22 protein-coding genes are annotated in these 22,736 nt (G+C 60.0%); 15 read left to right on the top strand and 7 right to left on the bottom strand.

Going from position 1 to position 22,736, the window contains the following annotated elements:
- The first annotated feature begins 39 nt into the window (after positions 1-39).
- The 4 genes from purE to AC1MEW_RS03725 all read left to right on the top strand — a co-directional run bounded on the left by purE (position 40) and on the right by AC1MEW_RS03725 (position 2,615).
- The gene (gene purE, locus AC1MEW_RS03710; protein WP_019694319.1) at positions 40-531 is read left to right on the top strand and encodes a 5-(carboxyamino)imidazole ribonucleotide mutase; all 492 of its coding nucleotides are present in this window, start codon (positions 40-42) and stop codon (positions 529-531) included.
- A gap of 11 nt (positions 532-542) precedes the next feature.
- Positions 543-1,625: a 5-(carboxyamino)imidazole ribonucleotide synthase gene (locus AC1MEW_RS03715; protein WP_322270010.1), complete on the top strand. Its 1,083-nt coding sequence runs from the start codon at positions 543-545 to the stop codon at positions 1,623-1,625.
- 119 nt (positions 1,626-1,744) lie between these two features.
- Entirely contained in the window at positions 1,745-1,990 is a 246-nt protein-coding gene (locus tag AC1MEW_RS03720) for a GlsB/YeaQ/YmgE family stress response membrane protein (protein ID WP_201199093.1), read from the top strand.
- A gap of 88 nt (positions 1,991-2,078) precedes the next feature.
- On the top strand, positions 2,079-2,615 hold the full coding sequence (locus AC1MEW_RS03725) for a DUF3299 domain-containing protein (protein WP_201199091.1): 537 nt from the start codon (positions 2,079-2,081) through the stop codon (positions 2,613-2,615).
- A gap of 82 nt (positions 2,616-2,697) precedes the next feature.
- On the opposite strand, the gene AC1MEW_RS03730 is transcribed toward AC1MEW_RS03725, so the two are convergent.
- Positions 2,698-3,597 (bottom strand): D-hexose-6-phosphate mutarotase, encoded by a 900-nt coding sequence (locus AC1MEW_RS03730; RefSeq protein ID WP_480425444.1) that lies wholly within the window; start codon positions 3,595-3,597, stop codon positions 2,698-2,700.
- Between the two features lie 57 nt (positions 3,598-3,654).
- Complete coding sequence (locus tag AC1MEW_RS03735) at positions 3,655-4,059, bottom strand: acyl-CoA thioesterase (RefSeq protein ID WP_007896491.1); 405 nt, start codon at positions 4,057-4,059, stop codon at positions 3,655-3,657.
- Positions 4,060-4,423: 364 nt separating this feature from the next.
- On the opposite strand from AC1MEW_RS03735, the gene AC1MEW_RS03740 reads away from it, so the two are divergent.
- The 8 genes from AC1MEW_RS03740 to AC1MEW_RS03775 all read left to right on the top strand — a co-directional run bounded on the left by AC1MEW_RS03740 (position 4,424) and on the right by AC1MEW_RS03775 (position 15,234).
- The gene (locus AC1MEW_RS03740) at positions 4,424-5,722 is read left to right on the top strand and encodes an MFS transporter (RefSeq protein WP_201199087.1); all 1,299 of its coding nucleotides are present in this window, start codon (positions 4,424-4,426) and stop codon (positions 5,720-5,722) included.
- 242 nt (positions 5,723-5,964) lie between these two features.
- Positions 5,965-6,966 (top strand): phosphate ABC transporter substrate-binding protein PstS, encoded by a 1,002-nt coding sequence (locus AC1MEW_RS03745; protein WP_201190582.1) that lies wholly within the window; start codon positions 5,965-5,967, stop codon positions 6,964-6,966.
- A 233-nt stretch (positions 6,967-7,199) separates the two neighbouring features.
- Positions 7,200-9,482: an ABC transporter permease subunit gene (locus AC1MEW_RS03750; RefSeq protein WP_201199085.1), complete on the top strand. Its 2,283-nt coding sequence runs from the start codon at positions 7,200-7,202 to the stop codon at positions 9,480-9,482.
- A gap of 15 nt (positions 9,483-9,497) precedes the next feature.
- A complete protein-coding gene (gene pstA, locus AC1MEW_RS03755; RefSeq protein WP_201199083.1) occupies positions 9,498-11,168 on the top strand; it encodes a phosphate ABC transporter permease PstA in 1,671 nt (556 codons plus the stop codon).
- Positions 11,169-11,310: 142 nt separating this feature from the next.
- Entirely contained in the window at positions 11,311-12,144 is an 834-nt protein-coding gene (gene pstB / locus AC1MEW_RS03760; RefSeq protein ID WP_201184614.1) for a phosphate ABC transporter ATP-binding protein PstB, read from the top strand.
- 71 nt (positions 12,145-12,215) lie between these two features.
- The gene (gene phoU / locus AC1MEW_RS03765; RefSeq protein ID WP_008150055.1) at positions 12,216-12,977 is read left to right on the top strand and encodes a phosphate signaling complex protein PhoU; all 762 of its coding nucleotides are present in this window, start codon (positions 12,216-12,218) and stop codon (positions 12,975-12,977) included.
- A 164-nt stretch (positions 12,978-13,141) separates the two neighbouring features.
- On the top strand, positions 13,142-14,095 hold the full coding sequence (locus AC1MEW_RS03770; protein WP_480425446.1) for a response regulator: 954 nt from the start codon (positions 13,142-13,144) through the stop codon (positions 14,093-14,095).
- Between the two features lie 242 nt (positions 14,096-14,337).
- Entirely contained in the window at positions 14,338-15,234 is an 897-nt protein-coding gene (locus AC1MEW_RS03775; RefSeq protein WP_201199080.1) for a peptidoglycan DD-metalloendopeptidase family protein, read from the top strand.
- 177 nt (positions 15,235-15,411) lie between these two features.
- On the opposite strand, the gene AC1MEW_RS03780 is transcribed toward AC1MEW_RS03775, so the two are convergent.
- From AC1MEW_RS03780 to phoB, 3 genes are all read right to left on the bottom strand, one after another.
- The gene (locus tag AC1MEW_RS03780; RefSeq protein ID WP_201199079.1) at positions 15,412-16,752 is read right to left on the bottom strand and encodes a hemolysin family protein; all 1,341 of its coding nucleotides are present in this window, start codon (positions 16,750-16,752) and stop codon (positions 15,412-15,414) included.
- A 123-nt stretch (positions 16,753-16,875) separates the two neighbouring features.
- The gene (phoR, locus tag AC1MEW_RS03785; protein WP_207200056.1) at positions 16,876-18,162 is read right to left on the bottom strand and encodes a phosphate regulon sensor histidine kinase PhoR; all 1,287 of its coding nucleotides are present in this window, start codon (positions 18,160-18,162) and stop codon (positions 16,876-16,878) included.
- A gap of 74 nt (positions 18,163-18,236) precedes the next feature.
- Positions 18,237-18,926 (bottom strand): phosphate regulon transcriptional regulator PhoB, encoded by a 690-nt coding sequence (phoB, locus tag AC1MEW_RS03790; protein WP_007896474.1) that lies wholly within the window; start codon positions 18,924-18,926, stop codon positions 18,237-18,239.
- A 151-nt stretch (positions 18,927-19,077) separates the two neighbouring features.
- Here phoB and AC1MEW_RS03795 point away from each other — a divergent pair, with 151 nt between their 5' ends.
- A complete protein-coding gene (locus tag AC1MEW_RS03795) occupies positions 19,078-19,455 on the top strand; it encodes a COG4315 family predicted lipoprotein (protein ID WP_201199077.1) in 378 nt (125 codons plus the stop codon).
- A gap of 109 nt (positions 19,456-19,564) precedes the next feature.
- Here AC1MEW_RS03795 and ubiA read toward each other — a convergent pair whose 3' ends face one another.
- Together ubiA and AC1MEW_RS03805 are read right to left on the bottom strand one after the other, a co-directional pair.
- Positions 19,565-20,455 (bottom strand): 4-hydroxybenzoate octaprenyltransferase, encoded by an 891-nt coding sequence (gene ubiA / locus AC1MEW_RS03800; protein ID WP_201199076.1) that lies wholly within the window; start codon positions 20,453-20,455, stop codon positions 19,565-19,567.
- Positions 20,455-21,018, bottom strand: a complete 564-nt coding sequence (locus tag AC1MEW_RS03805) for a chorismate lyase (protein ID WP_201199075.1) — start codon at positions 21,016-21,018, stop codon at positions 20,455-20,457. Before AC1MEW_RS03805 ends, ubiA begins: the two co-directional genes overlap by 1 nt.
- 201 nt (positions 21,019-21,219) lie before the next feature.
- Here AC1MEW_RS03805 and AC1MEW_RS03810 point away from each other — a divergent pair, with 201 nt between their 5' ends.
- Positions 21,220-21,387, top strand: a complete 168-nt coding sequence (locus AC1MEW_RS03810) for a rubredoxin (RefSeq protein ID WP_103398534.1) — start codon at positions 21,220-21,222, stop codon at positions 21,385-21,387.
- Between the two features lie 20 nt (positions 21,388-21,407).
- Positions 21,408-22,556, top strand: a complete 1,149-nt coding sequence (locus AC1MEW_RS03815) for an NAD(P)/FAD-dependent oxidoreductase (RefSeq protein ID WP_480425448.1) — start codon at positions 21,408-21,410, stop codon at positions 22,554-22,556.
- Positions 22,557-22,736: the final 180 nt, after the last annotated feature.

Consider the following 22,736-nt stretch of genomic DNA (forward strand, 5'->3'; position numbering starts at 1 on the left):
TGACGCGCCTGCGGGCGCCCAGAGAGAAGAGGCACGACGATGAGTGCACTGGTTGGCGTGATCATGGGCTCCAAGTCCGATTGGTCCACCCTTAGCCACACCGCCGATATGCTGGAAAAGCTCGGCATTCCTTACGAGGTGAAAGTGGTCTCTGCCCACCGCACCCCGGACCTGCTGTTCCAGTACGCCGAAGAGGCCGAGGCGCGTGGCATCGAGGTGATCATCGCCGGTGCCGGTGGCGCGGCCCACCTGCCAGGCATGTGTGCGGCCAAGACCCATCTGCCGGTGCTGGGCGTGCCCGTGCAGTCGTCGATGCTCTCGGGTGTCGATTCGCTGCTGTCCATCGTGCAGATGCCTGCGGGCATTCCGGTTGCGACCCTGGCCATCGGCAAGGCCGGTGCGATCAACGCCGCTTTGTTGTCGGCGAGCATCCTCGGCGCCAAGCACCCGCAGTTCCACGCGGTGCTGAAAACTTTCCGTGCTGAGCAGACAGACAGCGTCCTGGACAATCCAGACCCACGCATCGCCTGAGGTTGTTGACGATGAAGATCGGTGTAATCGGTGGCGGCCAGTTGGGCCGCATGTTGGCGCTGGCGGGTACTCCGCTGGGCATGAACTTCGCTTTCCTGGACCCGGCGCCGGATGCTTGCGCAGCCGCGTTGGGCGAGCATCTGCGGGCCGATTACGGCGATCAGGGCCACTTGCGTCAACTGGCCGATGAAGTCGATCTGGTGACCTTCGAGTTCGAGAGCGTCCCGGCCGAAACCGTGGCGTTCCTGTCGCAGTTCGTCCCGGTCTACCCGAGCGCCGAAGCCCTGCGCATTGCCCGTGATCGCTGGTTCGAGAAGAGCATGTTCAAGGACCTGGGGATTCCTACCCCGGCGTTCGCCGACATTCAATCGCAAGCGGATCTGGACGCTGCCGTGGCTTCGATCGGTCTGCCGGCCGTGTTGAAAACCCGCACCCTGGGTTACGACGGCAAGGGTCAGAAAGTCCTGCGCAAACCGCAAGACGTGGTCGGCACCTTCGCCGAACTCGGCAGCGTCGCCTGCCTGCTGGAAGGCTTCGTGCCGTTCACCGGTGAAGTCTCGCTGATCGCCGTGCGTGCTCGCGATGGTGAAACGAAGTTTTATCCACTGGTTCACAACACCCACGACAGCGGCATTCTCAAGTTGTCCGTAGCCAGCACCGATCACCCGCTGCAAGCCTTGGCTGAGGATTACTCCAGCCGTGTGCTCAAGCAGCTGGAATACGTCGGCGTGATGGCGTTCGAGTTCTTTGAAGTCGACGGTGGTCTCAAGGCCAACGAAATCGCCCCGCGTGTGCACAACTCCGGGCACTGGACCACTGAAGGCGCCGAGTGCAGCCAGTTCGAAAACCACCTGCGGGCCGTTGCCGGTTTGCCGCTGGGTTCGACGGCCAAGGTCGGCGAGAGCGCGATGCTCAACTTCATCGGTGTGGTTCCGCCGGTAGAGAAAGTGATCGCCATTGCTGATTGCCACCTGCACCACTACGGCAAGGCATTCAAGGTCGGTCGCAAGGTCGGTCACGCCAATCTGCGTTGTGCAGACCGTGAGACGCTGGCGGCGCAGATCCTCAAGGTCGAAGCGCTCATCGCCGAATAGTTTCATGTGGCAGCGGCGGAACCTTCAGTGTCCGCCGTTCTCTGATGGCAGGATGCCAAAGTCTGACTAGGCTTTGTGCCAGGTGTCCTGTCTCACCAAATCAATCAGAGGGAAATGCCATGGGAATTATTGGAACCATCTTTATCGGCTTGATCGTCGGCCTGTTGGCTCGGTTCCTGAAGCCGGGCGATGACAGCATGGGCTGGATCATGACCATCCTGCTCGGTATCGGCGGTTCGCTGGCGGCTACTTACGGCGGCCAGGCTCTGGGCATTTACCATGCGGGTCAGGGCGCAGGCTTCATCGGCGCGCTGGTGGGTGCGATCATCTTGCTGGTGATTTACGGCTTGATCAAAAAGAGCTGATTCAAGCGACAAAGCCCTCTGCGCGGTGCACGCGCAGAGGGCTAGAATGCTCGCTATTACGCCATCCTTTCCTTTGTCGAGCATTTCAATGCGCCGTCTTTTGTTGACCCTATTATTCCTGGGCTCGGGCCTTGCCCATGCCGGCGACCTGCCGGAAACCGACTGGCTGGAACTGATGCCCAAGTCGGACCAGAAAGCCCTCGAGGACATGCCCGAAATCGATCACAACTCCCCCGAAGGCAATGGCACCTTTACCCAAAAGGGTGGCATGAAGCAGAGCAAGGGCTTGCCGGCGGTGATGTACTCGACCAAAACCGTGCCGTCGATGAACGACAAGAACATCCGCATCGGTGGTTATCCGGTGCCGCTGGAAACCGACGCCAAGGGCCGCAGCACGCTGTTTTTCCTGGTGCCGTACCCGGGCGCCTGCATCCACGTGCCGCCACCGCCACCAAACCAGTTGGTGCTGGTGCGTTATCCCAAAGGCTTGAAGCTGGACGACATCTACACGCCGCTGTGGGTCACCGGCACGTTGAAGGTCGAGAAGGTCAATAACGACCTGGCTGACGCGGCGTATGCGCTGGATGCTGCGAAGGTGCGGGCGGTTAAAGAGTCGGATTTGTAGCGTTTGTTAGATCGATTCGCGGGCAAGCCTCGCTCCTACAGGTCCGTGTGATCCGTAGGAGCGAGGCTTGCCCGCGAAGCTTTTAAAGCGGCTTGCTGCCGATGCTGACGCCCAGGGTATGACTCGCACCCGCCGCCAAGGTCACCACATCGTCCATCACATTCGCCGTCTCGATGCACAGCATGCGCTGCCAGCCATCGTCGGCCATGTCACTGAACGCTGCTGCGCGATCAATCCACGGGTTCCAGATCACTGTCGAGCGTGAACCACTGCTGGTCAGCTCGATGCGGCGTTCCCAGGTCGGATCGACAATGCTCAGCTTAGCCGGGGTATTGAGGTAGATACGGTCAGTCTCGCCGGTGAAAACCAGATCGCCGGCCTGAGTGGTCGTGGTCCAGTCTTTAGTCGTATCGATATAGCTCAAGCCTTCCAGCCCCTCAACATGCACGTTGCGCACGTCGCTGACGGCGAAGTAGCTGTGCAACGCCTGGCTGATCGACACGGATTCAGCGCCGCGGTTGTGGCTGGTCAGGCTGATGTGCAGTTGCTCATCCAGACGAATGCTCAACGTCAAATCCACCTGATGCGGCCAGCCCGCAAAACCACCTTCGGGGTAGGGCAGGACGAATTCGACCTTCAGGCTTTCACCCTCAGCTTCGATGCCGCCCAGTTCCCAATCCATCGCCCTGACAAAACCATGGGCGCCGGCCGGTTCATTGCTGACGCGCATTGTCTTGACACTTTGCGGGTTGCGATCAAAGTTGCCGAACCACGGCCAACACACCGGCACGCCGGCGCGGATGCTTTTACCGGTCTTGAACACGGCCTCGTCGTGGAGCCAGATCAGCGGCGGTTGCCCGGCCAACTGATAACTGAGGATGTGCGCGCCTTGCTGGGCCACCAGCAATTCGGCCTGACCGTGGCGAATACGCCAGCAGTTCAGTTCATCCAGTTTGACGGCTTCAACGTTGGGCGTGCTCATGGGGCAACTCTCAATCAGGAACAATGACGGCTATGGACCGCAAAACGGTCTGCGCGTTTAACGCGCGCGTGGTGGAACCGAGCGAGTGCGGCCGCTGCCGTCGATGGCGACGAATACGAATACGGCTTCAGTCACTTTACGCCACTCACTGGACAGCGGGTCGTCGCTCCAGACCTCGACCATCATCTGGATCGAGCTGCGGCCGATTTCCAGGGCCTGGGTATAGAAGGAGAGCTGAGCGCCCACCGCCACCGGAACCAGAAATGCCATGCGGTCGATTGCAACGGTCGCCACGCGGCCACCGGCGACTTTGCTGGCCATTGCGGTGCCAGCCAAATCCATCTGCGCCACCAGCCAGCCGCCGAAAATATCGCCAAAGCCGTTGGTTTCACGCGGGAGCGCGGTGATTTGCAGGGCGAGGTCGCCTTGCGGGATTGGATCTTCTTGTTCGAGCTCTATCATGCCGGGGGTGCCTCTGACCCGTGACTCTCATTGGTACTTCAGGTGAATAGCCGTCTTCGGGAAAAACGATTCAGCCCGAACATACTACGTTCGTCACGTTTTTCGTAAGGCGCCTAAAGGGAAACTCTGCGAAATCGGCTGACAGGTGCCAACGACGTTTTCGCACAGCAACCCCTTACAAGCAGGTGCAAGGTTGCGAGTATATCGGTCGGTAGACTCCGAGACGACCGTCGGGTTCTCATTTTGACCGTCAAATAAGCACCTCTATGTGCTTTTTCGAACAATTTGCTATCGTGCCGAACCTGCCCAAGCCTCCGCCAGCGTTGTTGGGGTTGCAGATCCGACTATAAGAGAAGCCCTTGCCATGACCACAGCGCCCTCGAGCACTGCGCAGCCAACCCAGTCCGCACGTCCGTTGACCCGCAACGATTACAAGACTTTGTCGCTGTCTGCCCTGGGCGGCGCGTTGGAGTTCTACGACTTCATTATCTTCGTGTTCTTCGCCGCGGTGGTTGGCAAGCTGTTCTTCCCGGCCGACATGCCCGAGTGGCTACGGCTGATGCAGACCTTCGGCATTTTCGCCGCCGGCTACCTGGCGCGGCCATTGGGCGGCATCGTCATGGCGCACTTCGGCGACCTGCTGGGACGCAAGAAGATGTTCACCCTGAGCATTTTCATGATGGCCGTGCCAACCCTGATCATGGGTTTACTGCCAACGTACGCGCAGATCGGCATGTGGGCGCCGATCCTGTTGCTGGTGATGCGAGTGATCCAGGGCGCAGCGATTGGCGGTGAGGTGCCCGGCGCTTGGGTATTCGTTTCCGAACACGTGCCGCAGCGGCACATCGGCTACGCCTGCGGCACCCTGACCAGCGGTCTGACGGCCGGTATCTTGTTGGGTTCGTTGGTGGCCACGGCGATCAACAGCATTTACACCCCGGTGGAAGTGGCGGATTACGCCTGGCGGATTCCGTTCCTACTGGGCGGTGTGTTCGGCCTGTTCTCGGTTTACCTGCGTCGCTGGTTGCACGAAACCCCGGTGTTCGCCGAGCTGCAACTGCGCAAGGCCCTGGCCGAAGAAGTGCCGCTGCGCGCGGTGCTGCGTGACCATCGTGGCGCGATTCTGATTTCCATGCTGCTGACCTGGCTGCTGTCGGCCGGCATCATCGTCGTCATCCTGATGACTCCGACCGTGCTGCAGACCGTTTACCACTTCACCCCGACCATTGCGTTGCAGGCCAACAGCCTGGCAATCGTGTTCCTGAGCCTGGGTTGCGTAGCGTCCGGCGCGCTGGCGGATCGCTTCGGCGCGGGCCGGGTGTTTGTGTTCGGCAGCGCATTGTTGTTGCTGAGTTCGTGGACCTTCTACCACAGCCTGTTCAACCACCCTGAATGGCTGTTCCCGATGTACGCCGTGACCGGTCTGCTGGTCGGCACCATCGGCGCGGTGCCGTATGTGATGGTCAAAGCCTTCCCGGCGGTGGTGCGTTTCAGCGGGCTGTCGTTCTCCTACAACCTGGCCTACGCGATTTTCGGCGGGTTGACCCCGATGATCGTGACATTGCTGCTTAAGGAAAGCCCGATGGGGCCTGCTTATTATGTGGCGATCATTTGTGGAGTCGGGATTTTGGTGGGTGCTTATCTTTGGAAGAAGGGGCGTTAAGGCGGCTTCTTGCGCCGACTGTACTGGCCTCATCGCGAGCAAGCTCGCTCCCACATAGGATCTGTGTTCGCCGCAGAGCCTTGTGGGAGCGAGCTTGCTCGCGATGAAGGCGACACGAATTATCCTGCAACATGCCGAATGCTGGCCTTTCATCCAATTGTCATATTTCAGCCATAGAGTGTTCACACGGCCTGCTGATACTTGGCCCCGACTTAACACACCCTATCTGCTAGGAGTAAGGCATGAAACTGAAGCGTTTGATGGCGGCAATGACTTTTGTCGCTGCTGGCGTTGCGACCGCCAACGCGTTCGCCGCTGTTGACCCGTCGATCCCGAGCTACACCAAGACCACTGGTGTGTCGGGCAACCTGTCCAGCGTCGGCTCCGATACCCTGGCCAATCTCATGACCCTGTGGGCTGAGAACTACAAAAAAGAATACCCGAACGTAAACATCCAGATTCAGGCCGCTGGCTCCGCCACCGCGCCACCTGCGTTGACTGAAGGCACCTCTAACCTGGGCCCGATGAGCCGCAAAATGAAGGACACCGAACTGGCTGCCTTCGAGCAGAAGTACGGCTACAAGCCAACCGCTATCCCGGTTGCCGTGGACGCCCTGGCGGTGTTCGTGCACAAAGACAACCCGATCCAGCACCTGACCATGGAACAAGTCGACGCGATTTTCTCGTCCACTCGTCTGTGCGGCGCTAAATCCGAAGTCAAAACCTGGGGCGACCTGGGTGTGACCGGTGACCTGGCCAACAAGCCGGTTCAACTGTTCGGTCGTAACTCGGTATCCGGCACCTACGGCTACTTCAAAGAAGAAGCCCTGTGCAAAGGCGACTACAAGCCAAACGTCAACGAACAACCAGGCTCGGCTTCGGTCGTGCAGTCGATCAGCTCTTCGCTGAACGGCATCGGTTACTCGGGCATCGGCTACAAAACCGCTAGCGTGAAAACTGTTGCTCTGTCGAAGAAAGGCAGCACTGAGTTCATCGAAGACAGCGAAGAAAACGCACTGAACGGCAAATACCCGCTGTCGCGTTTCCTCTACGTTTACGTCAACAAAGCCCCGAACAAGCCTCTGGCCCCGCTGGAAGCCGAGTTCGTGAAACTGGTTCTGTCCAAACAGGGCCAGGAAGTTGTAGTGAAAGACGGCTACATCCCACTGCCGGCCAAAGTTGCTGCAAAAGCACTGGCTGACCTGGGTCTGGCTGAAGGCGGCGCCGAAGTCGCAAAGAAGTAACACCCTAGGTTCAGGGCACGCCCCGGACCTGTGTAGGAGCTGACGAGGGAACCGAGGCTGCGATCTTTTGATCTTGCAGTTATAAAGCCAGATCAAAAGATCGCAGCCTCGGTCTCCTCGGCAGCTCCTACGCCCCCCAATTTTTCGATCCTCTGCCAGTTCCCACCGGCGGCGGATTTGTTGCGTCACTGCATTGTCATCTTTTTGTCATACAGGATCGCTAGGGTGTGCGCATGAATGATCTGGCCAATTCCCCCATGACTACCAATCCCCCCAAGCGAATTGACTTCAATACGCCTGAGTTGAAACGCAAGCGCCGCATTCGCGCGCTCAAAGATCGCCTGACCCGCTGGTACGTTCTCATCGGCGGCCTCGCTGTTCTCGGTGCGATCACGCTGATCTTCTTCTTCCTTGCCTACGTGGTTGCGCCGCTGTTCCAGGGGGCCAGCCTGACCGCCAAGGACGCCATCACGCCAGCCTGGATGCAAGACGCCGGCAAGCCGTTGATGATCTCCCTGGAAGAGCAGAACCAGGTCGCCATGCGGGTTTCCGACAAGGGCCAGGCATTGTTCTTCGATATCGACAGTGGCGCCGAACTCAAGCGCGTCGATCTGCCGATCCCGGCCGGCACTACTGTGACCGCCATCGGCGAAGACCAACCGGGCCATCCTTTGGTGGCGGTAGGGTTGTCCAACGGCCAGGCGCTGGTGTTCCGTCACACCTATAAAGTCAGCTACCCGGACGGCAAGAAAACCATCTCGCCGGCTGTCGAGTACCCGTACGGCGAGACGCCGATTGCGTTGAATGAAGCGGGCGGTGCCCTGGAGCACGTCAGCCTCAACGCCACCGACACCACACTGATGCTGGTCGGCTCCACCGGTTCGCAACTCAATGTGCTGTCGCTGACCAGCGAAGAAAACATGATGACCGGCGAAGTCACCAACGAGCAGAAGCGCATTGATCTGCCGCAGATGACCGAGCCGGTGAAGAACATCTTCGTCGACCCGCGTCAGCAATGGTTGTACGTGATCAACGGTCGGGCCCAGGCCGACGTGTTCAGCCTGCGCGACAAGAGCCTCAACGGTCGCTACAAACTGCTTGAAGACGGCGAAGCGCAAATCACCGCCAGTACCCAATTGGTGGGCGGTATCTCGCTGATCATGGGCGACTCCAAAGGTGGCCTGGCCCAGTGGTTCATGGCCCGCGACACGGATGGCGAACTGCGCCTGAAGCAGATCCGCACCTTCCAGATGGGCACCACGCCGATCGTTGAAATCAGCGCCGAAGAGCGTCGCAAAGGTTTTGTCGCCCTCGACGCTTCCGGCAAGCTCGGCGTGTTCCACAGCACCGCCCACCGTACCTTGCTGGTAGACCAGGTGGTCGACGGCCAAGGCATTTTCGGGCTGTCGCCACGGGCTAACCGCGTGATCGTCGAAGCGGGTGGCAAGATTCAACCGCTGCTGCTCGACAACCCACACCCGGAAGTTTCCTGGAGCGCGTTGTGGAGTAAGGTCTGGTACGAGAACTACGACGAGCCTAAATACGTCTGGCAATCGACCGCCGCCAACACCGATTTCGAACCCAAGATGAGCTTGGCGCCACTGACCTTCGGTACGCTCAAGGCCGCGTTCTACGCCATGCTGCTGGCCGCGCCACTGGCCGTCGCCGCGGCGATCTACACCGCCTACTTCATGGCGCCGAGCCTGCGCCGCAAGGTCAAACCGGTGATCGAGCTGATGGAAGCAATGCCGACGGTGATCCTCGGCTTCTTCGCCGGCCTGTTCCTCGCACCTTATGTAGAAGGACATTTGCCGGGCATTTTCAGCCTGCTGATGCTGGTGCCAATTGGCATCCTGGTGGCCGGTTTCGTCTTCAGCCGCCTGCCTGAGTCGATCCGCCTGAAAGTGCCGGACGGCTGGGAAAGCGCGATCCTGATCCCGGTGATCCTGTTTGTGGGCTGGTTGTCGCTGTACATGAGCCCGTACATGGAAACCTGGTTCTTCGGCGGCGACATGCGCATGTGGATCTCCCATGACCTGGGCATCACCTACGACCAGCGCAACGCACTGGTGGTCGGTCTGGCCATGGGCTTTGCGGTGATCCCGAACATCTACTCCATCGCCGAAGACGCCGTGTTCAGCGTGCCGCGCGGTCTGACCCTCGGTTCCCTGGCCCTCGGCGCCACGCCGTGGCAGACCATGACTCGTGTGGTGATCCTCACCGCCAGCCCGGGCATCTTCTCGGCGCTGATGATCGGCATGGGCCGTGCGGTCGGTGAAACGATGATCGTGCTGATGGCCACCGGTAACACCCCGGTCATGGAAATGAACCTGTTCGAAGGCTTGCGGACTCTGGCGGCCAACGTTGCGGTGGAAATGCCGGAGTCGGAAGTCGGCGGCAGCCACTACCGCGTGCTGTTCCTCTCGGCGCTGGTGCTGCTGTTGTTCACCTTCGTCATGAACACCCTCGCGGAACTGATTCGTCAGCGTCTGCGCAAGAAATACTCGTCGCTTTAAGAAAGGTAGAAGTCTGTGAAACAGAACTCCCTGAATGGATGGTTCAAGAGCGGCGCCCCCGGCGTCTGGATCAGCGGTGGCGCGGTGTCCATCGCGGTCATCATGACCATTGGCTTGCTGGCAGTGATTGCCGTGCGCGGTCTGGGCCATTTTTGGCCGGCAGACCTGATCCACGCCAACTACGACGTACCGGGCCAGGCCAATCACCTGGTCATCGGCGAAGTGGTGCAGAAAGAAGAAGTGCCGCGTGAGCGCTTGAAAACCGCTGGCCTGCCGGTGCCCGATGTGGGGCCGGAATTCATGACCCGCGAGCTGATCAAGGTCGGCAACCGTGACTTGAACGGCAACGACTTCACCTGGATCGTCGGCGAGTGGCTGACCAACCAGACGACGCCGCGAGAGTTGATGACCATCGAACGTCGCGAGTGGGGCAACTTCTACGGCTACCTCGTTAACGTCAAGCAGGACGGCAAGGTCATCGCCGAGGGCGAAGCTGCCTGGCCGGAGTTACAGGCCCGTGTGGACCGCGTCAACAAGCTCGCAGCACAGCTCAAGAGCCTTGAGAAATCCGACATCGGCGCGATCAACGCCGGTCTGGAACGCATCCGTCTGCACGGTCGCAAACTGGAACTGGCCGGTAAACTCGACGCCACCGCTCAAGCCGACATGGACGCTGAAAAGGCTGAACTGAACGCCCGTTATCAAGACATCGAAGCACGCCTGTCCGACCTGCACGCCCAGTTCAACCGTGACAGCCTGACCGCTCGCGACGCCAACGGCAAAGAGCTCGAAATCGGCATTGGCAAGGTGGTTCACGCCTATCAGCCGAACGCCATGAGCACCTTCACCAAGGTCAGTTTCTACTTCGGCAAGGTCTGGGAATTCCTCAGCGACGACCCGCGTGAAGCAAACACTGAAGGCGGGATCTTCCCGGCGATTTTCGGCACCGTGATGATGACGTTGATCATGGCGATGATCGTGACTCCGTTCGGCGTACTGGCAGCGGTTTACCTGCGTGAATACGCCAAGCAGAACACCCTGACGCGGATTATCCGCATCGCGGTGAACAACCTGGCAGGTGTTCCGGCGATTGTTTACGGTGTGTTCGGTCTGGGTTTCTTCGTCTACGTACTCGGTGGCTCGGTGGACCGGATCTTCTTCCCCGAAGCCTTGCCGGCGCCGACCTTCGGTACGCCGGGTCTGCTTTGGGCCTCGCTGACCCTGGCGCTGCTGGCGGTACCGGTGGTGATCGTGGCAACCGAAGAAGGCCTGGCGCGGATTCCTCGTACCGTACGTGAGGGCTCGTTGGCCCTCGGCGCGACCAAGGCTGAAACCTTGTGGAAGATCGTGCTGCCGATGGCCAGCCCGGCGATGATGACCGGCATGATCCTCGCTGTGGCGCGCGCCGCTGGTGAAGTGGCGCCGCTGATGCTGGTGGGTGTGGTGAAACTGGCGCCGTCGCTGCCGGTGGACGGCAACTACCCGTACCTGCACCTTGACCAGAAGATCATGCACTTGGGCTTCCATATTTATGACGTCGGCTTCCAGAGCCCGAACGTCGAAGCCGCACGGCCATTGGTGTACGCCACGGCGCTGTTGCTGGTGCTAGTGATCGCCACGTTGAACTTGTCGGCCGTGTGGATTCGAAACCACCTGCGCGAAAAATACAAAGCGCTGGATAGCTGATTTGCAGCACTGATTTCTATGTGGGAGCGAGCTTGCTCGCGATGCAGGCGACGCGGTTTAAGTTGAAACCGCAGTGATGCCATCGCGAGCAAGCTCGCTCCCACAAAAACCGAACCGAATTTGTTAGCACAGGGAGCCTCCCATGCAGCACGAAACACATACTCACGGCATCAACATGTCGGCCCTGGGCCGCGATAAGCAGAGCCTGAGTCTCGAACAGGAAACCGTGGCCATCGAAGTGCCGGGCCTGAGCCTGTTCTACGGCGACAAACAAGCGTTGTACGACGTCAGCATGAACATCCCGAAACAGCGTGTGACGGCCTTCATCGGCCCGTCCGGCTGCGGCAAGTCCACGCTGCTGCGTACCTTCAACCGCATGAACGACCTGGTGGATGGCTGCCGCGTTGAAGGCGAGATCAACCTCTACGGCAACAACATCTACCGTAAGGGCGAGGACGTGGCCGAGCTGCGTCGTCGCGTCGGCATGGTGTTCCAGAAGCCGAACCCGTTCCCGAAAACTATCTACGAGAACGTGGTCTACGGCCTGCGCATCCAGGGCATCAACAAAAAGCGCATCCTCGACGAAGCCGTCGAGTGGGCGTTGAAAGGCGCGGCGCTGTGGGACGAAGTCAAAGACCGTCTGCACGAGTCGGCACTCGGCTTGTCCGGTGGTCAGCAACAACGTCTGGTCATCGCCCGCACCATCGCCGTGGAGCCGGAAGTGCTGCTGCTCGACGAACCGTGCTCGGCCCTCGACCCGATCTCCACCTTGAAAGTCGAAGAGCTGATCTACGAACTGAAATCGAAGTTCACCATCGTCATCGTGACCCACAACATGCAACAGGCCGCGCGGGTTTCCGACTACACGGCGTTCATGTACATGGGCAAACTGGTGGAATTTGGCGACACCGACACCCTGTTCACCAATCCGGCGAAGAAGCAGACCGAAGACTACATCACCGGTCGCTACGGCTAGGAAGCTGTGGTTGTTCACTGAACTGACGCTGCGGTCCACCGCACCTTACCGGACGCTCCAAGGACGCCAACATGATTAGTAAAGAAGGCCTTACCCACCACATTTCCGCGCAGTTCAACGCCGAGCTTGAGGAAGTGCGCAGCCACCTCCTGGCCATGGGCGGGCTGGTGGAGAAGCAAGTCAACGACGCGGTGACCGCGCTGATCGAGGCCGACTCCGGCCTGGCTCAGCAGGTGCGCGAGATTGATGACCAGATCAACCAGATGGAACGCAACATCGACGAAGAGTGCCTGCGCATTCTGGCCCGTCGTCAGCCGGCAGCGTCCGACTTGCGTTTGATCATCAGCATCTCCAAGTCGGTGATTGACCTGGAGCGCATCGGTGACGAAGCGACCAAGATCGCCCGTCGCGCCATCCAGTTGTGCGAAGAAGGCGAGGCCCCGCGCGGTTACGTCGAGGTACGCCATATCGGCGACCAGGTGCGCAACATGGTTCGCGATGCGCTAGACGCCTTTGCTCGCTTCGACGCTGACCTGGCGTTGTCGGTGGCCCAGTACGACAAGATCATCGACCGCGAATACAAGACCGCCCTGCGTGAACTCGCAACCTACATGATGGAAGACCCACGCTCTATCTCGCGGGTCTTGAGCATCATTTGGGTGCTGCGTTCCCTGGAACGGATCGGCGACCACGCGCGCAATATCTCTGAGCTGGTGATTTACCTGGTGCGCGGCACCGACGTGCGTCACCTGGGCCTCAAACGGATGAAAGAAGAAGTTGAAGGCACAAGTGGTGAAACCGCTAATGTTCCGGGCAAAGCTGACGATAAGTAAGATTGCCTGAGTAAAACGCCCGGCCTTTTGGTCGGGCGTTTTTGTTTGTGAGGTCGAATTAAAAAGCAGCACCCGCGAACGAAAAGTCCCGGCGTGACTGAAGAGTTTTGGCAATGTGCCATCAGCCAGCGTTATGCTTGCCGGGATTTTTATAGGGGTGTTGGATGAGCAAGATCAGTGTGTTGGTCGTGGACGATGCGTCGTTCATTCGTGACCTGGTAAAAAAGTGCCTGCGCAACTACTTCCCGGGTATCCGGACTGAAGACGCCGTCAACGGTAAAAAGGCCCAGGCGATGCTGGCCAAAGAAGCGTTCGACCTGGTGCTGTGCGACTGGGAAATGCCGGAAATGTCTGGCCTGGAACTGCTGACCTGGTGCCGTGAGCAAGACAACCTCAAGACCATGCCGTTCGTGATGGTGACCAGCCGTGGCGACAAAGAGAACGTGGTCCAGGCGATTCAGGCCGGCGTATCCGGTTACGTCAGCAAGCCGTTCACCAACGAGCAACTGCTGACCAAGGTCAAGCAGGCCCTGAACAAGGTCGGCAAGCTCGATACCTTGATGAACAGCGCCCCGACCAAAATGAACTCGGCATTCGGCAACGACTCCCTGAGCGCATTGACCGGCGGCAAAGCCGCTGTGGCAGCGCCATCGGCCGCCCCGGTCAATCCGTTCGCCAAGCCTGTCGCCGTTGCCGCACCGGCACCTGCAGCTGCGCCGTCCCGTGGTTTGCTCAACAGCCCGCCGGTCAAGGCACCGGTTGCTGCGGCAACCAATAGCGGCGGTCGTGGCCAGGGCCAGTTGCGCCTGTCGAGCGGCACCCAGCCGTGCGTGATCAAAGCCTTGAGCCTCAAGGAAGCACTGCTGGTGGTCAAGCGCGCCGACATTCTGCCGCAAGTCCTCGAAAGCGCTGTGCTCGACATGGAGCAGGGCGACAACGCCGAAACCGCGCGCCTCAATGGTTACCTGCACGCCATCGTTGCCCACGAGCAAAAACCTGACAGCGACTGGCTGCAACTGACCTTTCGCTTTGTCGATCAGGACGCGCAGAAGCTCGACTACATCTCCCGCTTGATTGCCCGTGGTACGGCGCAGAAGCATTTCGTACCGGGTGCTTAAACTCAGCGTCGCCTGTTAGATCGCCATCGCGAGCAAGCTCGCTCCCACATTGGAATGCATTCCCCTGTGGGAGCGAGCTTGCTCGCGATGAGGCCTTTGAATGCACCACATATCTTCCTGAGCGCCCCATTGATCGTACCCACGCAGAGCGTGGGAACGATCATTTGAAACATCTGCCGACTACGCCGCTCCATCTCAGCTGCTAGGCTCCTCCCCAGGCCTTCCTCGACAGACTCTTGCCCATGCTCGCGCGCCTGCTGTTTTTCTGTGGTCTTTTCATGGCCTCCACCTCGGCTGTGGCCATGACCATTTACAAATCCACCGATGCCAATGGCGTGGTCTCCTACAGCGACCAACCCACGAAAGGCTCTCAGGTATTCGTCTTTCGGGACCGGATGGTCGAGCACCTTGAGCGTCAGGTGTACCTCGACATCAAGAAGCAGAAGGGCGTGGATGTGGTGTTTGTGCGCAACGACTTGTATGCGCCGGTGGAGGTCGAGCTGAGCTTTGCCGGGTTGAGTAACGTCAAGGGGGCGCCGAGCCAGCCGATACGCCGGGTTTTGCCGGCGCGCAGTAACTCGCGGCTGGCGCTGCTCACGGCGATTACCGGCGGCAAGCCGCTGGTGTATACCCCGAGCTTCCAATACTCCATGGGCGACCCTTCAGGCGCCGCTCAGAGCTATCGTTATCCCTTCCCGTGGCTCGGTGGTCCGTTTCGCTTGAGCCAGGGCGCCAATGGCCAATACAGCCACTTTGGCGCCAAGAACCGCTACGCCTTGGACATCGCCATGCCTGAAGGCACGCCGATCATTGCGGCGCGAGCCGGCATGGTGGTGAAAACCGAGAATGACCAGAACGGCCGTGGCAATGATCCGTCAGGTAATTTCGTACGGGTGTTGCACGATGACGGGACCATGGGCGTGTACCTGCACCTCAAGCAAGGCTCGGTGAGCGTGCGCGAAGGTCAGCGGGTGGTGGTCGGCAGTGCGTTGGCGCTATCGGGCAACACCGGCAACAGCAGCGGGCCGCACCTGCATTTTGTGGTGCAGCGCAATACCGGTTTGGGGTTGGTGTCGATACCGTACCAGTTCAATCAACCGGTAGGCGCGTTGCCCAACTTTGCGTTGGGCAAGCAGTGAGCGCGAGGTAGATAAATTGTGGCGAGGGGGCTTGCCCCCGTTGGATGGCGAAGCCGTCCCAAAGCCTATGAATGCGGTGTGTCAGGATCTATGCGGCTGCGGGGTTTGGGGCCGCTTCGCAGCCCAGCGGGAGCAAGCTCCCTCGCCACAAGAGCCCGCCCGCCAACGGTGTTGCAATCAATCCAGCATCAACACCTTGGCCAAAATGATCTTCGGTCCTTTCATCTTCTTGATGATGATCCGCAGCCCTTCGACTTCCAGCACTTCTTCCTCTTCCGGCACCCGTTTCAGGGTTTCGTAGACCAGCCCGGCGAGGGTTTCGGCTTCGATGTGGTCCAGGTCGATGCCCAGCAGGCGTTCAACCTTGAACAGCGGCGTATCGCCGCGTACCAGCAGCTTACCCGGCTGATACGCGAGGATCCCGCGTTCGGCCTTGCGGTGTTCGTCCTGAATGTCGCCCACCAACACTTCCAGCACGTCTTCCATGGTCAGGTAGCCGATGATGTTGCCGTCGGCTTCTTCGACCACGGCGAAGTGCGAGCCGCCCTTGCGGAACTGTTCCAGCAATTGCGACAGCGGCATGTGCCGCGAAATGCGCTCCAGCGGGCGGGTCAGCTCCGCCAGGTTGAACGACTCGGGAATGTGGTCCAGAGCGGCCAATTCCAGCAGTAGATCCTTGATGTGCAGCAGGCCGACGAACTCCTGACGGTCGCTGTCGTACACCGGGTAACGGCTGAACTTGTGGCGACGGAACAGCGCGAGGATTTCCTTGAGCGGCGCGTTGAACTCCAGCGTCACCAGGTCTTCCCGGGAGTTGGCCCAGTCCACCACTTCCAGTTCGCCCATTTCCACGGCCGACGCCAAAACACGCATGCCTTGGTCGCTCGGGTCCTGGCCACGGCTGGAGTGCAGGATCAGTTTCAGTTCTTCACGGCTGTAATGGTGCTCGTGATGCGGGCCGGGTTCACCCTGGCCGGCGATTCGCAGGATCGTGTTGGCGCTGGCATTTAGCAGGTAAATGGCCGGGTACATCGCCCAGTAGAACAGGTACAGCGGCACGGCGGTCCAGAGCGACAGCAGCTCCGGTTTGCGAATGGCCCACGACTTGGGCGCCAGCTCACCGACCACGATGTGCAGGTACGAAATGACGAAGAACGCGGCAAAGAACGACACGCCTTTGATCACTTCCGGCGATTGCACGCCGACGGCACCGAGCATCGGTTCGAGGATGTGTGCGAAAGCCGGCTCGCCGACCCAACCCAGGCCCAGGGAGGCGAGGGTGATACCCAACTGGCAGGCCGAGAGGTACGCATCGAGCTGACTGTGCACGGTGCGCAGGATGTGTCCGCGCCAGCCGTTTTTTTCAGCGATGGACTCGACCCGGGTCGAGCGCAGTTTGACCATGGCAAATTCCGCCGCAACGAAAAATCCGTTGAGCAAAACCAGGATCAGAGCAAAAAGAATCATGCCGAAATCGGCGAAGAGTGTCGCGAGGGTCAAGCCAGGGGATGGGTCCATGATGGAGTTTTGCGGTTTCCGTGTATTCAAATAAGGGGGAAATGCGGTGCCTGAAGGGCAGGCACAAGACAGCCAATGTAGCGGCTGACATGTGGATTGACTAGTGGCGAGTGCTGGCCGGTACTAGTCGGCCGCGCTGATAACCCGGGTTTTGGTCACCTGGGCCGGCGCGAAATGGCAGGTAAAGGTGCTGCCATGCCCCGGCACGCTGCTGATTTCCATCCGCGCACGATGGCGCAGCAGTACGTGTTTGACGATCGCCAGCCCAAGGCCGGTGCCCCCGGTGTTGGAGTTGCGGCTGGAATCGACGCGGTAGAAGCGCTCGGTCAGGCGCGGCAGGTGTTTGCTGTCGATACCGATCCCGGAATCCTGCACGCTCAGGTGCGCGCCTTGTTCATCGCCCCACCAGCGAATGCGGATATTGCCTTCGGCCGGGGTGTATTTCACCGCGTTGAACACCAGGTTGGAGAACGCACTGCGCAATTCGGCTTCGCTGCCCTTGAGCAGGATCGTCGGGTCGGCTTCCAGGGTGATGCGCTGATTCTTTTGCGCGGACAACTGTTGAGCATCGCTCTTGATCGATTTCAGCAAGCCGTCGATGGGCACCGGCTGGTTGTCCGACGGGTAATCGGTGGCTTCCAGTTTGGCCAGTAGCAGCAGGTCGTTGAGCAAGGTCTGCATGCGCCCACCTTGCTGTTGCATCTGCTGCAAGGCGCGGGTCCAGCGCGGGTTCACGTCCTCGACGTTGTCGAGCAGGGTTTCCAGATAGCCGCAGATCACCGTCAGCGGCGTGCGCAGCTCGTGGGAAACGTTGGCGATGAAGTCTTTGCGCATCTGCTCCAACTGATGGATGCGCGTGACGTCGCGTACCAGCATTAAGTGTTCGTTGTTGCCGTAGCGAGTGATGTACAGCTGAATGCGTAGGCGATCATTAATCGGCGAAGGGATTTCCAGCGGCTCGGCGTAGCTGTCCTGCTCGAAGTATTCCTTGAAGCGCGGATGGCGCACCAGGTTGGTCACCGGTTGGCCGCTGTCTTGCGGAGTCTTGAGGCCGAGCAGGGTCTCGGCGGCGCGGTTCCACCATTCCAGGTTGCCGTCGCTGTCGAGCATGATCACCGCGTCTTTGAGCGCGGCGGTGGACTCCTGGACCCGGTCGATCACCGCTTGCAGGCGCCCGCGCACTCGTTGGTCGCGGCGTTGCAGGTGATAAATGCTGTCGAACACTTCGCCCCACAAGCCATAGCCATCGGGCGGTGCTTCATCGGGTTTATGTAGGCGCAGCCATTCGTGCAGGCGCGATAGCTGCTTGAGCGTCCAGGCCAGGTAAAGACCCAGGCCCGCCGCGAGGCTCCAGCCGTAGTAGCCGGTAATCAAGCCGATCACCAGGCAGGCGGTGACCAGCAACAGCATGTGGCGAATCAGGGTGCCATGCCAGTTTTGGTTCACGGAAACATGCGTCCTTGTCAGCGAGCCGGGCGGTCAGCTCAGGCCTTGGTGGAAAACCGGTAGCCGGTGCCGCGCACGGTTTGTACCAGATTTTCGTAGGCATCGCCGAGGGCTTTGCGCAGGCGCCGGATGTGCACGTCGACGGTGCGCTCTTCAACATAGACATTGCCGCCCCAGACCTGATCCAGCAACTGGCCACGGGTGTAGGCGCGTTCCTGGTGAGTCATGAAGAATTGCAGCAAACGGTATTCGGTCGGGCCCATCTCGGCGGGTTTGCCGTCGATGGTCACGCGGTGGCTGATCGGGTCCAGCAGCAGGCCGCCGACTTCGATTGGCGCTTCGCCATCGGTCGGGCCGGCGCGGCGCAGCACGGCTTTGAGGCGCGCCACCAGCTCACGGGGGGAAAACGGTTTGGTGATGTAGTCGTCAGCGCCGACTTCCAGGCCCTGGATCTTGTTGTCCTCTTCGCCCTTGGCGGTGAGCATGATGATCGGGATGTCCCCGGTCAGCTCATCGCGCTTGAGGCGTCGGGCCAGCTCGATGCCGGAGGTGCCGGGCAGCATCCAGTCGAGCAGGATCAGGTCCGGCTTGCGGTCGACGATGATGGCGTGGGCCTGTTGGGAGTTCTCAGCCTCCAGGCAGTCATAGCCGGCCATTTCCAACGCAACGGCGATCATTTCGCGAATGGGCGCTTCGTCGTCGACGATCAGAATGCTCCTGCCAACCATGCCTTAATCCTCTTGTCATTTAACTGTCTTGCGCCGCATTAGATAACGGAATTATTGCAGTCGTGTGACAGTATTTTAGTCGCTCTGCGATTGTCATGAACCTGGGCTAAGCTCTAAGTCCGAATCCTGACAACCACAAGAGAAGGTTTCCATGACTCAATACACGTTCTCCTTCAAGGCCCTGATGTTGGCCGCTGCCCTGGCTTTGCCGTCAATGGCGTTCGCTGCCGACCCGGTGATGATGAAAGACGGGATGATGACCGATCATAAAGGCATGACGGTTTATACGTTCGACAAGGACATGGGCGGCAAATCGATGTGCAACGGTGATTGTATGAAGATGTGGCCACCAATGATGGCCCCTGCAGACGCCAAGGCCGAAGGCAAATTCGCGCCGATCAAGCGCGATGACGGCATGATGCAGTGGGCTTATGACGGCAAACCGCTGTACACCTTCATGAAGGATAAAAAGCCGGGTGACAAGATGGGCGAAGGCTTCAAAGATATGTGGCACATGCCGAAGCATTGATCTGTGTACATTGATTTGAACTGCTAAAAAGATCGCAGCCTCCGGCAGCGCCTACATTGAAATACGATCCTATGTAGGCGCTGCCGAAGGCTGCGATCTTTTTCGAGCGTCAACGCAACGCGTAATCCAGCACAATCCCGACGAAAATCGCCAGCCCGGCCCAGTGGTTGTGCAAAAACGCCTTGAAGCAGCGCATCCGATCCTTGCCGCGGGTGTACCAGAACTCCCAGGCAAAACAGCCCGCCGCCGCCAGCAAACCGAGGTGGAACCAGCCACCGAGCTGGAATTTCGACCCGGCCAGCAACAGGCAACCCAGCGCCAGACCCTGCAACGTCAGAATGATCGCCCGGTCCGCGTCGCCAAACAGAATCGCCGTCGACTTCACCCCGATCTTCAAATCGTCATCGCGGTCGGTCATCGCGTAATACGTGTCGTAACCCACGGTCCACAGCAGATTGGCAATCCATAGCAACCATGCCGCCGCCGGCAATTCACCGGTCTCGGCGGTGAACGCCATCGGCATGCCCCAGGAAAACGCCGCGCCCAGCACCACTTGCGGGTAATAGGTGTAGCGCTTCATAAAGGGGTAGCTGAGAGCCAGCGCCAAGCCACCCAGTGACAGCCAGACGGTCGGTGCGTTTGTGCAAAGCACCAGCAGAAAACTCACGCCCATCAACACCGCAAAAAAAATCAGGGCCTCTTTGGAGCTGATCTTGCCGCTCACCAGTGGCCGCTGTTCGGTGCGTTTCACGTAGCCGTCGACTTTGCGATCCGCCCAGTCATTGATCACACAGCCGCCGGCGCGGGTCAGCACCACGCCGAGGACGAAAATCACGATGTTGGCCAATGATGGCGAGCCCTTGCCGGCAATCCATAGCGCCCAAAGGGTCGGCCACAGCAGCAGGTAAATACCGATCGGTTTGTCCATGCGGGTCAACTGAATGAAGTCCCAGGCGCGCGGGTTCAGGCGATTCAGGGACTTGAGCAGGCTCTGGTACATCAGCAGTTCTCCGGATGGGCGCGGGTGGCGAGCCACAAGGTCGGCAGGAAAATCTCGGCCACCAGCACGCTCAGCGCACCGCGGTCGAAACGCGAGCGCCGGCCCCACAGTTCAGGGGCCCGGACCTCTGCGGGCAGCCATTCTTGAGGATAGTGACAAACCTCAATCGCCCGGCGCTGAAACGCCTGGTCGCAAAACAGCAATTCGCCCAATGAGCGACTGCCCAATTCGTCCATGTGCAAGCCGTCACCTTGCAATGCGCTGCGCGATGCAACGCTGCGGGCGAACACCCACGCCTCGCCATGACCCCGCAAATACACCTCGCGCACCCAGCCTTCGCTGCCTTCGGCCAGCTCCAGCGCCGCACATTCGTCGGCGCGCAGCGCTTGCCAGCCCTCGAACAACGGCGTGACGCTGAAGCCGTCATTCGATAAACGGATCAGGCGCCGTGTCAGGGAGCCTTCGTCGAACAGCCAGTCGAGGGTAGACGCGTCGGGGCGGGGCGCCAATTGGCTTTGCAGCAGCCACGGCGCGGGCGGGCAGGGAGATTTTGAGTGCGGCACAGTGAGTCATTATTGGCAGCAAATGAGGCGGCGAGCTTACCATGTCAGCCTGCGATTTTGATTGAACCGGGCCGCCGTTGCGCCGAACACGCTTGCATCTGCCGGGCTCGATCAGTACAAAACGCCCCTGAGCCGGACGGCTGCGCTGTACCCATCGACCGTTCGTGCCGGCAAAAGCCTGAATCCTGAGGAAGTAACTGAATGAAAAAGTGGCAATGTGTGGTCTGCGGCCTGATCTATAACGAAGCTGACGGCTGGCCGGATGACGGCATTGCGCCGGGGACTCTGTGGCAGGACGTGCCGGCAGATTGGCTGTGCCCGGACTGCGGCGTGGGCAAGATGGATTTCGAAATGATCGAAATCAACTAAGACAAAAAGAGGAGTAAGGAATGAACGCACCTGTCGTGATCGTCGGTACCGGCCTGGCGGGCTACAACCTGGCCCGGGAGTTTCGCAAACTCGATGGCGAAACTCCGCTGCTGCTGATTACCGCAGATGATGGACGCTCCTACTCCAAGCCGATGCTCTCCACCGGCTTCGGTAAAAACAAAGACGCCGACGGCCTGAGCATGGCCGAACCGGGCGCCATGGCCGAGCAGTTGAAAGCCGAAGTGCGCACCCACACGCGCATCAGCGGCATTGACCCGGGCCACAAACGCCTGTGGATCGGCGAGGAATCGGTGATCTATCGTGATCTGATCCTGGCCTGGGGCGCGGAAACCGTGCGCGTGCCAATCGAAGGCGACGCTGCTGACGCGGTGTTCCCAATCAATGATCTGGAAGACTACGCACGCTTTCGTGCGGCCGCGGCCGGCAAACGTCGGGTGTTGCTGCTGGGGGCCGGCCTGATTGGTTGCGAGTTCGCCAACGACCTGATCCTCGGCGGTTACGAAGTGCAGCTGGTGGCGCCGTGCGAACAGGTCATGCCGACCCTGCTGCACCCGGCGGCAGCCGCTGCGGTCCAGGCCGGGCTGGAAAGCCTCGGCGCGCGTTTCCACCTCGGGCCAGTGCTTAATCGCCTGCAACGGGTGGCTGAGGGGCTGGAAGCGCACCTGTCCGACGGCCAGGTCATCCCGTGCGATGTGGTGGTCTCGGCTATCGGCCTGCGTCCGCGCATCGATCTGGCGGCCGCGGCTGGCGTGCAGGTCAATCGCGGTGTGGTGGTCGATCGTCACCTCAAGACTTCCCACGCCAATATCTACGCCCTGGGCGACTGCGCCGAGGTCGATGGGCTGAATCTGTTGTACGTGATGCCCCTGATGAACTGTGCGAGAGCGCTGGCCCAAACGTTGGCCGGCAACCCGACCGCCGTCAGCTACGGCCCGATGCCGATCACCGTGAAAACCCCGGTCTGCCCGTTGGTAGTTTCGCCACCACCACGGGGCGCTGAGGGCGTCTGGACCGTTGAAGGGCAGGGCGCCGACATCAAGGTGCTATGCCGTGATGGTGCGGGCAAATTGCTCGGTTATGCCCTGACAGGCGCGGCGGTGATGGAAAAACTCGCTTTGAACAAAGAGCTTCCGGCCCTGCTGGCGTAAATACCGGTCGTTCTGTCGGAATCACCCCGCTTTTGCCCCTACAAACGTCGCGCCGAGACTGGCGCGGCTCTTCCGTGCGTGCCATCCTCACTCCCGTCTGCCGCAGAGTAGAGCACCTGCGGCGCCTTGGGCGCTGTTCCAACGAGAACAGCACGGACATAACAACAAAAAACCGTCAAA

This window comes from Pseudomonas sp. ASL4 (genome assembly GCF_056680395.1).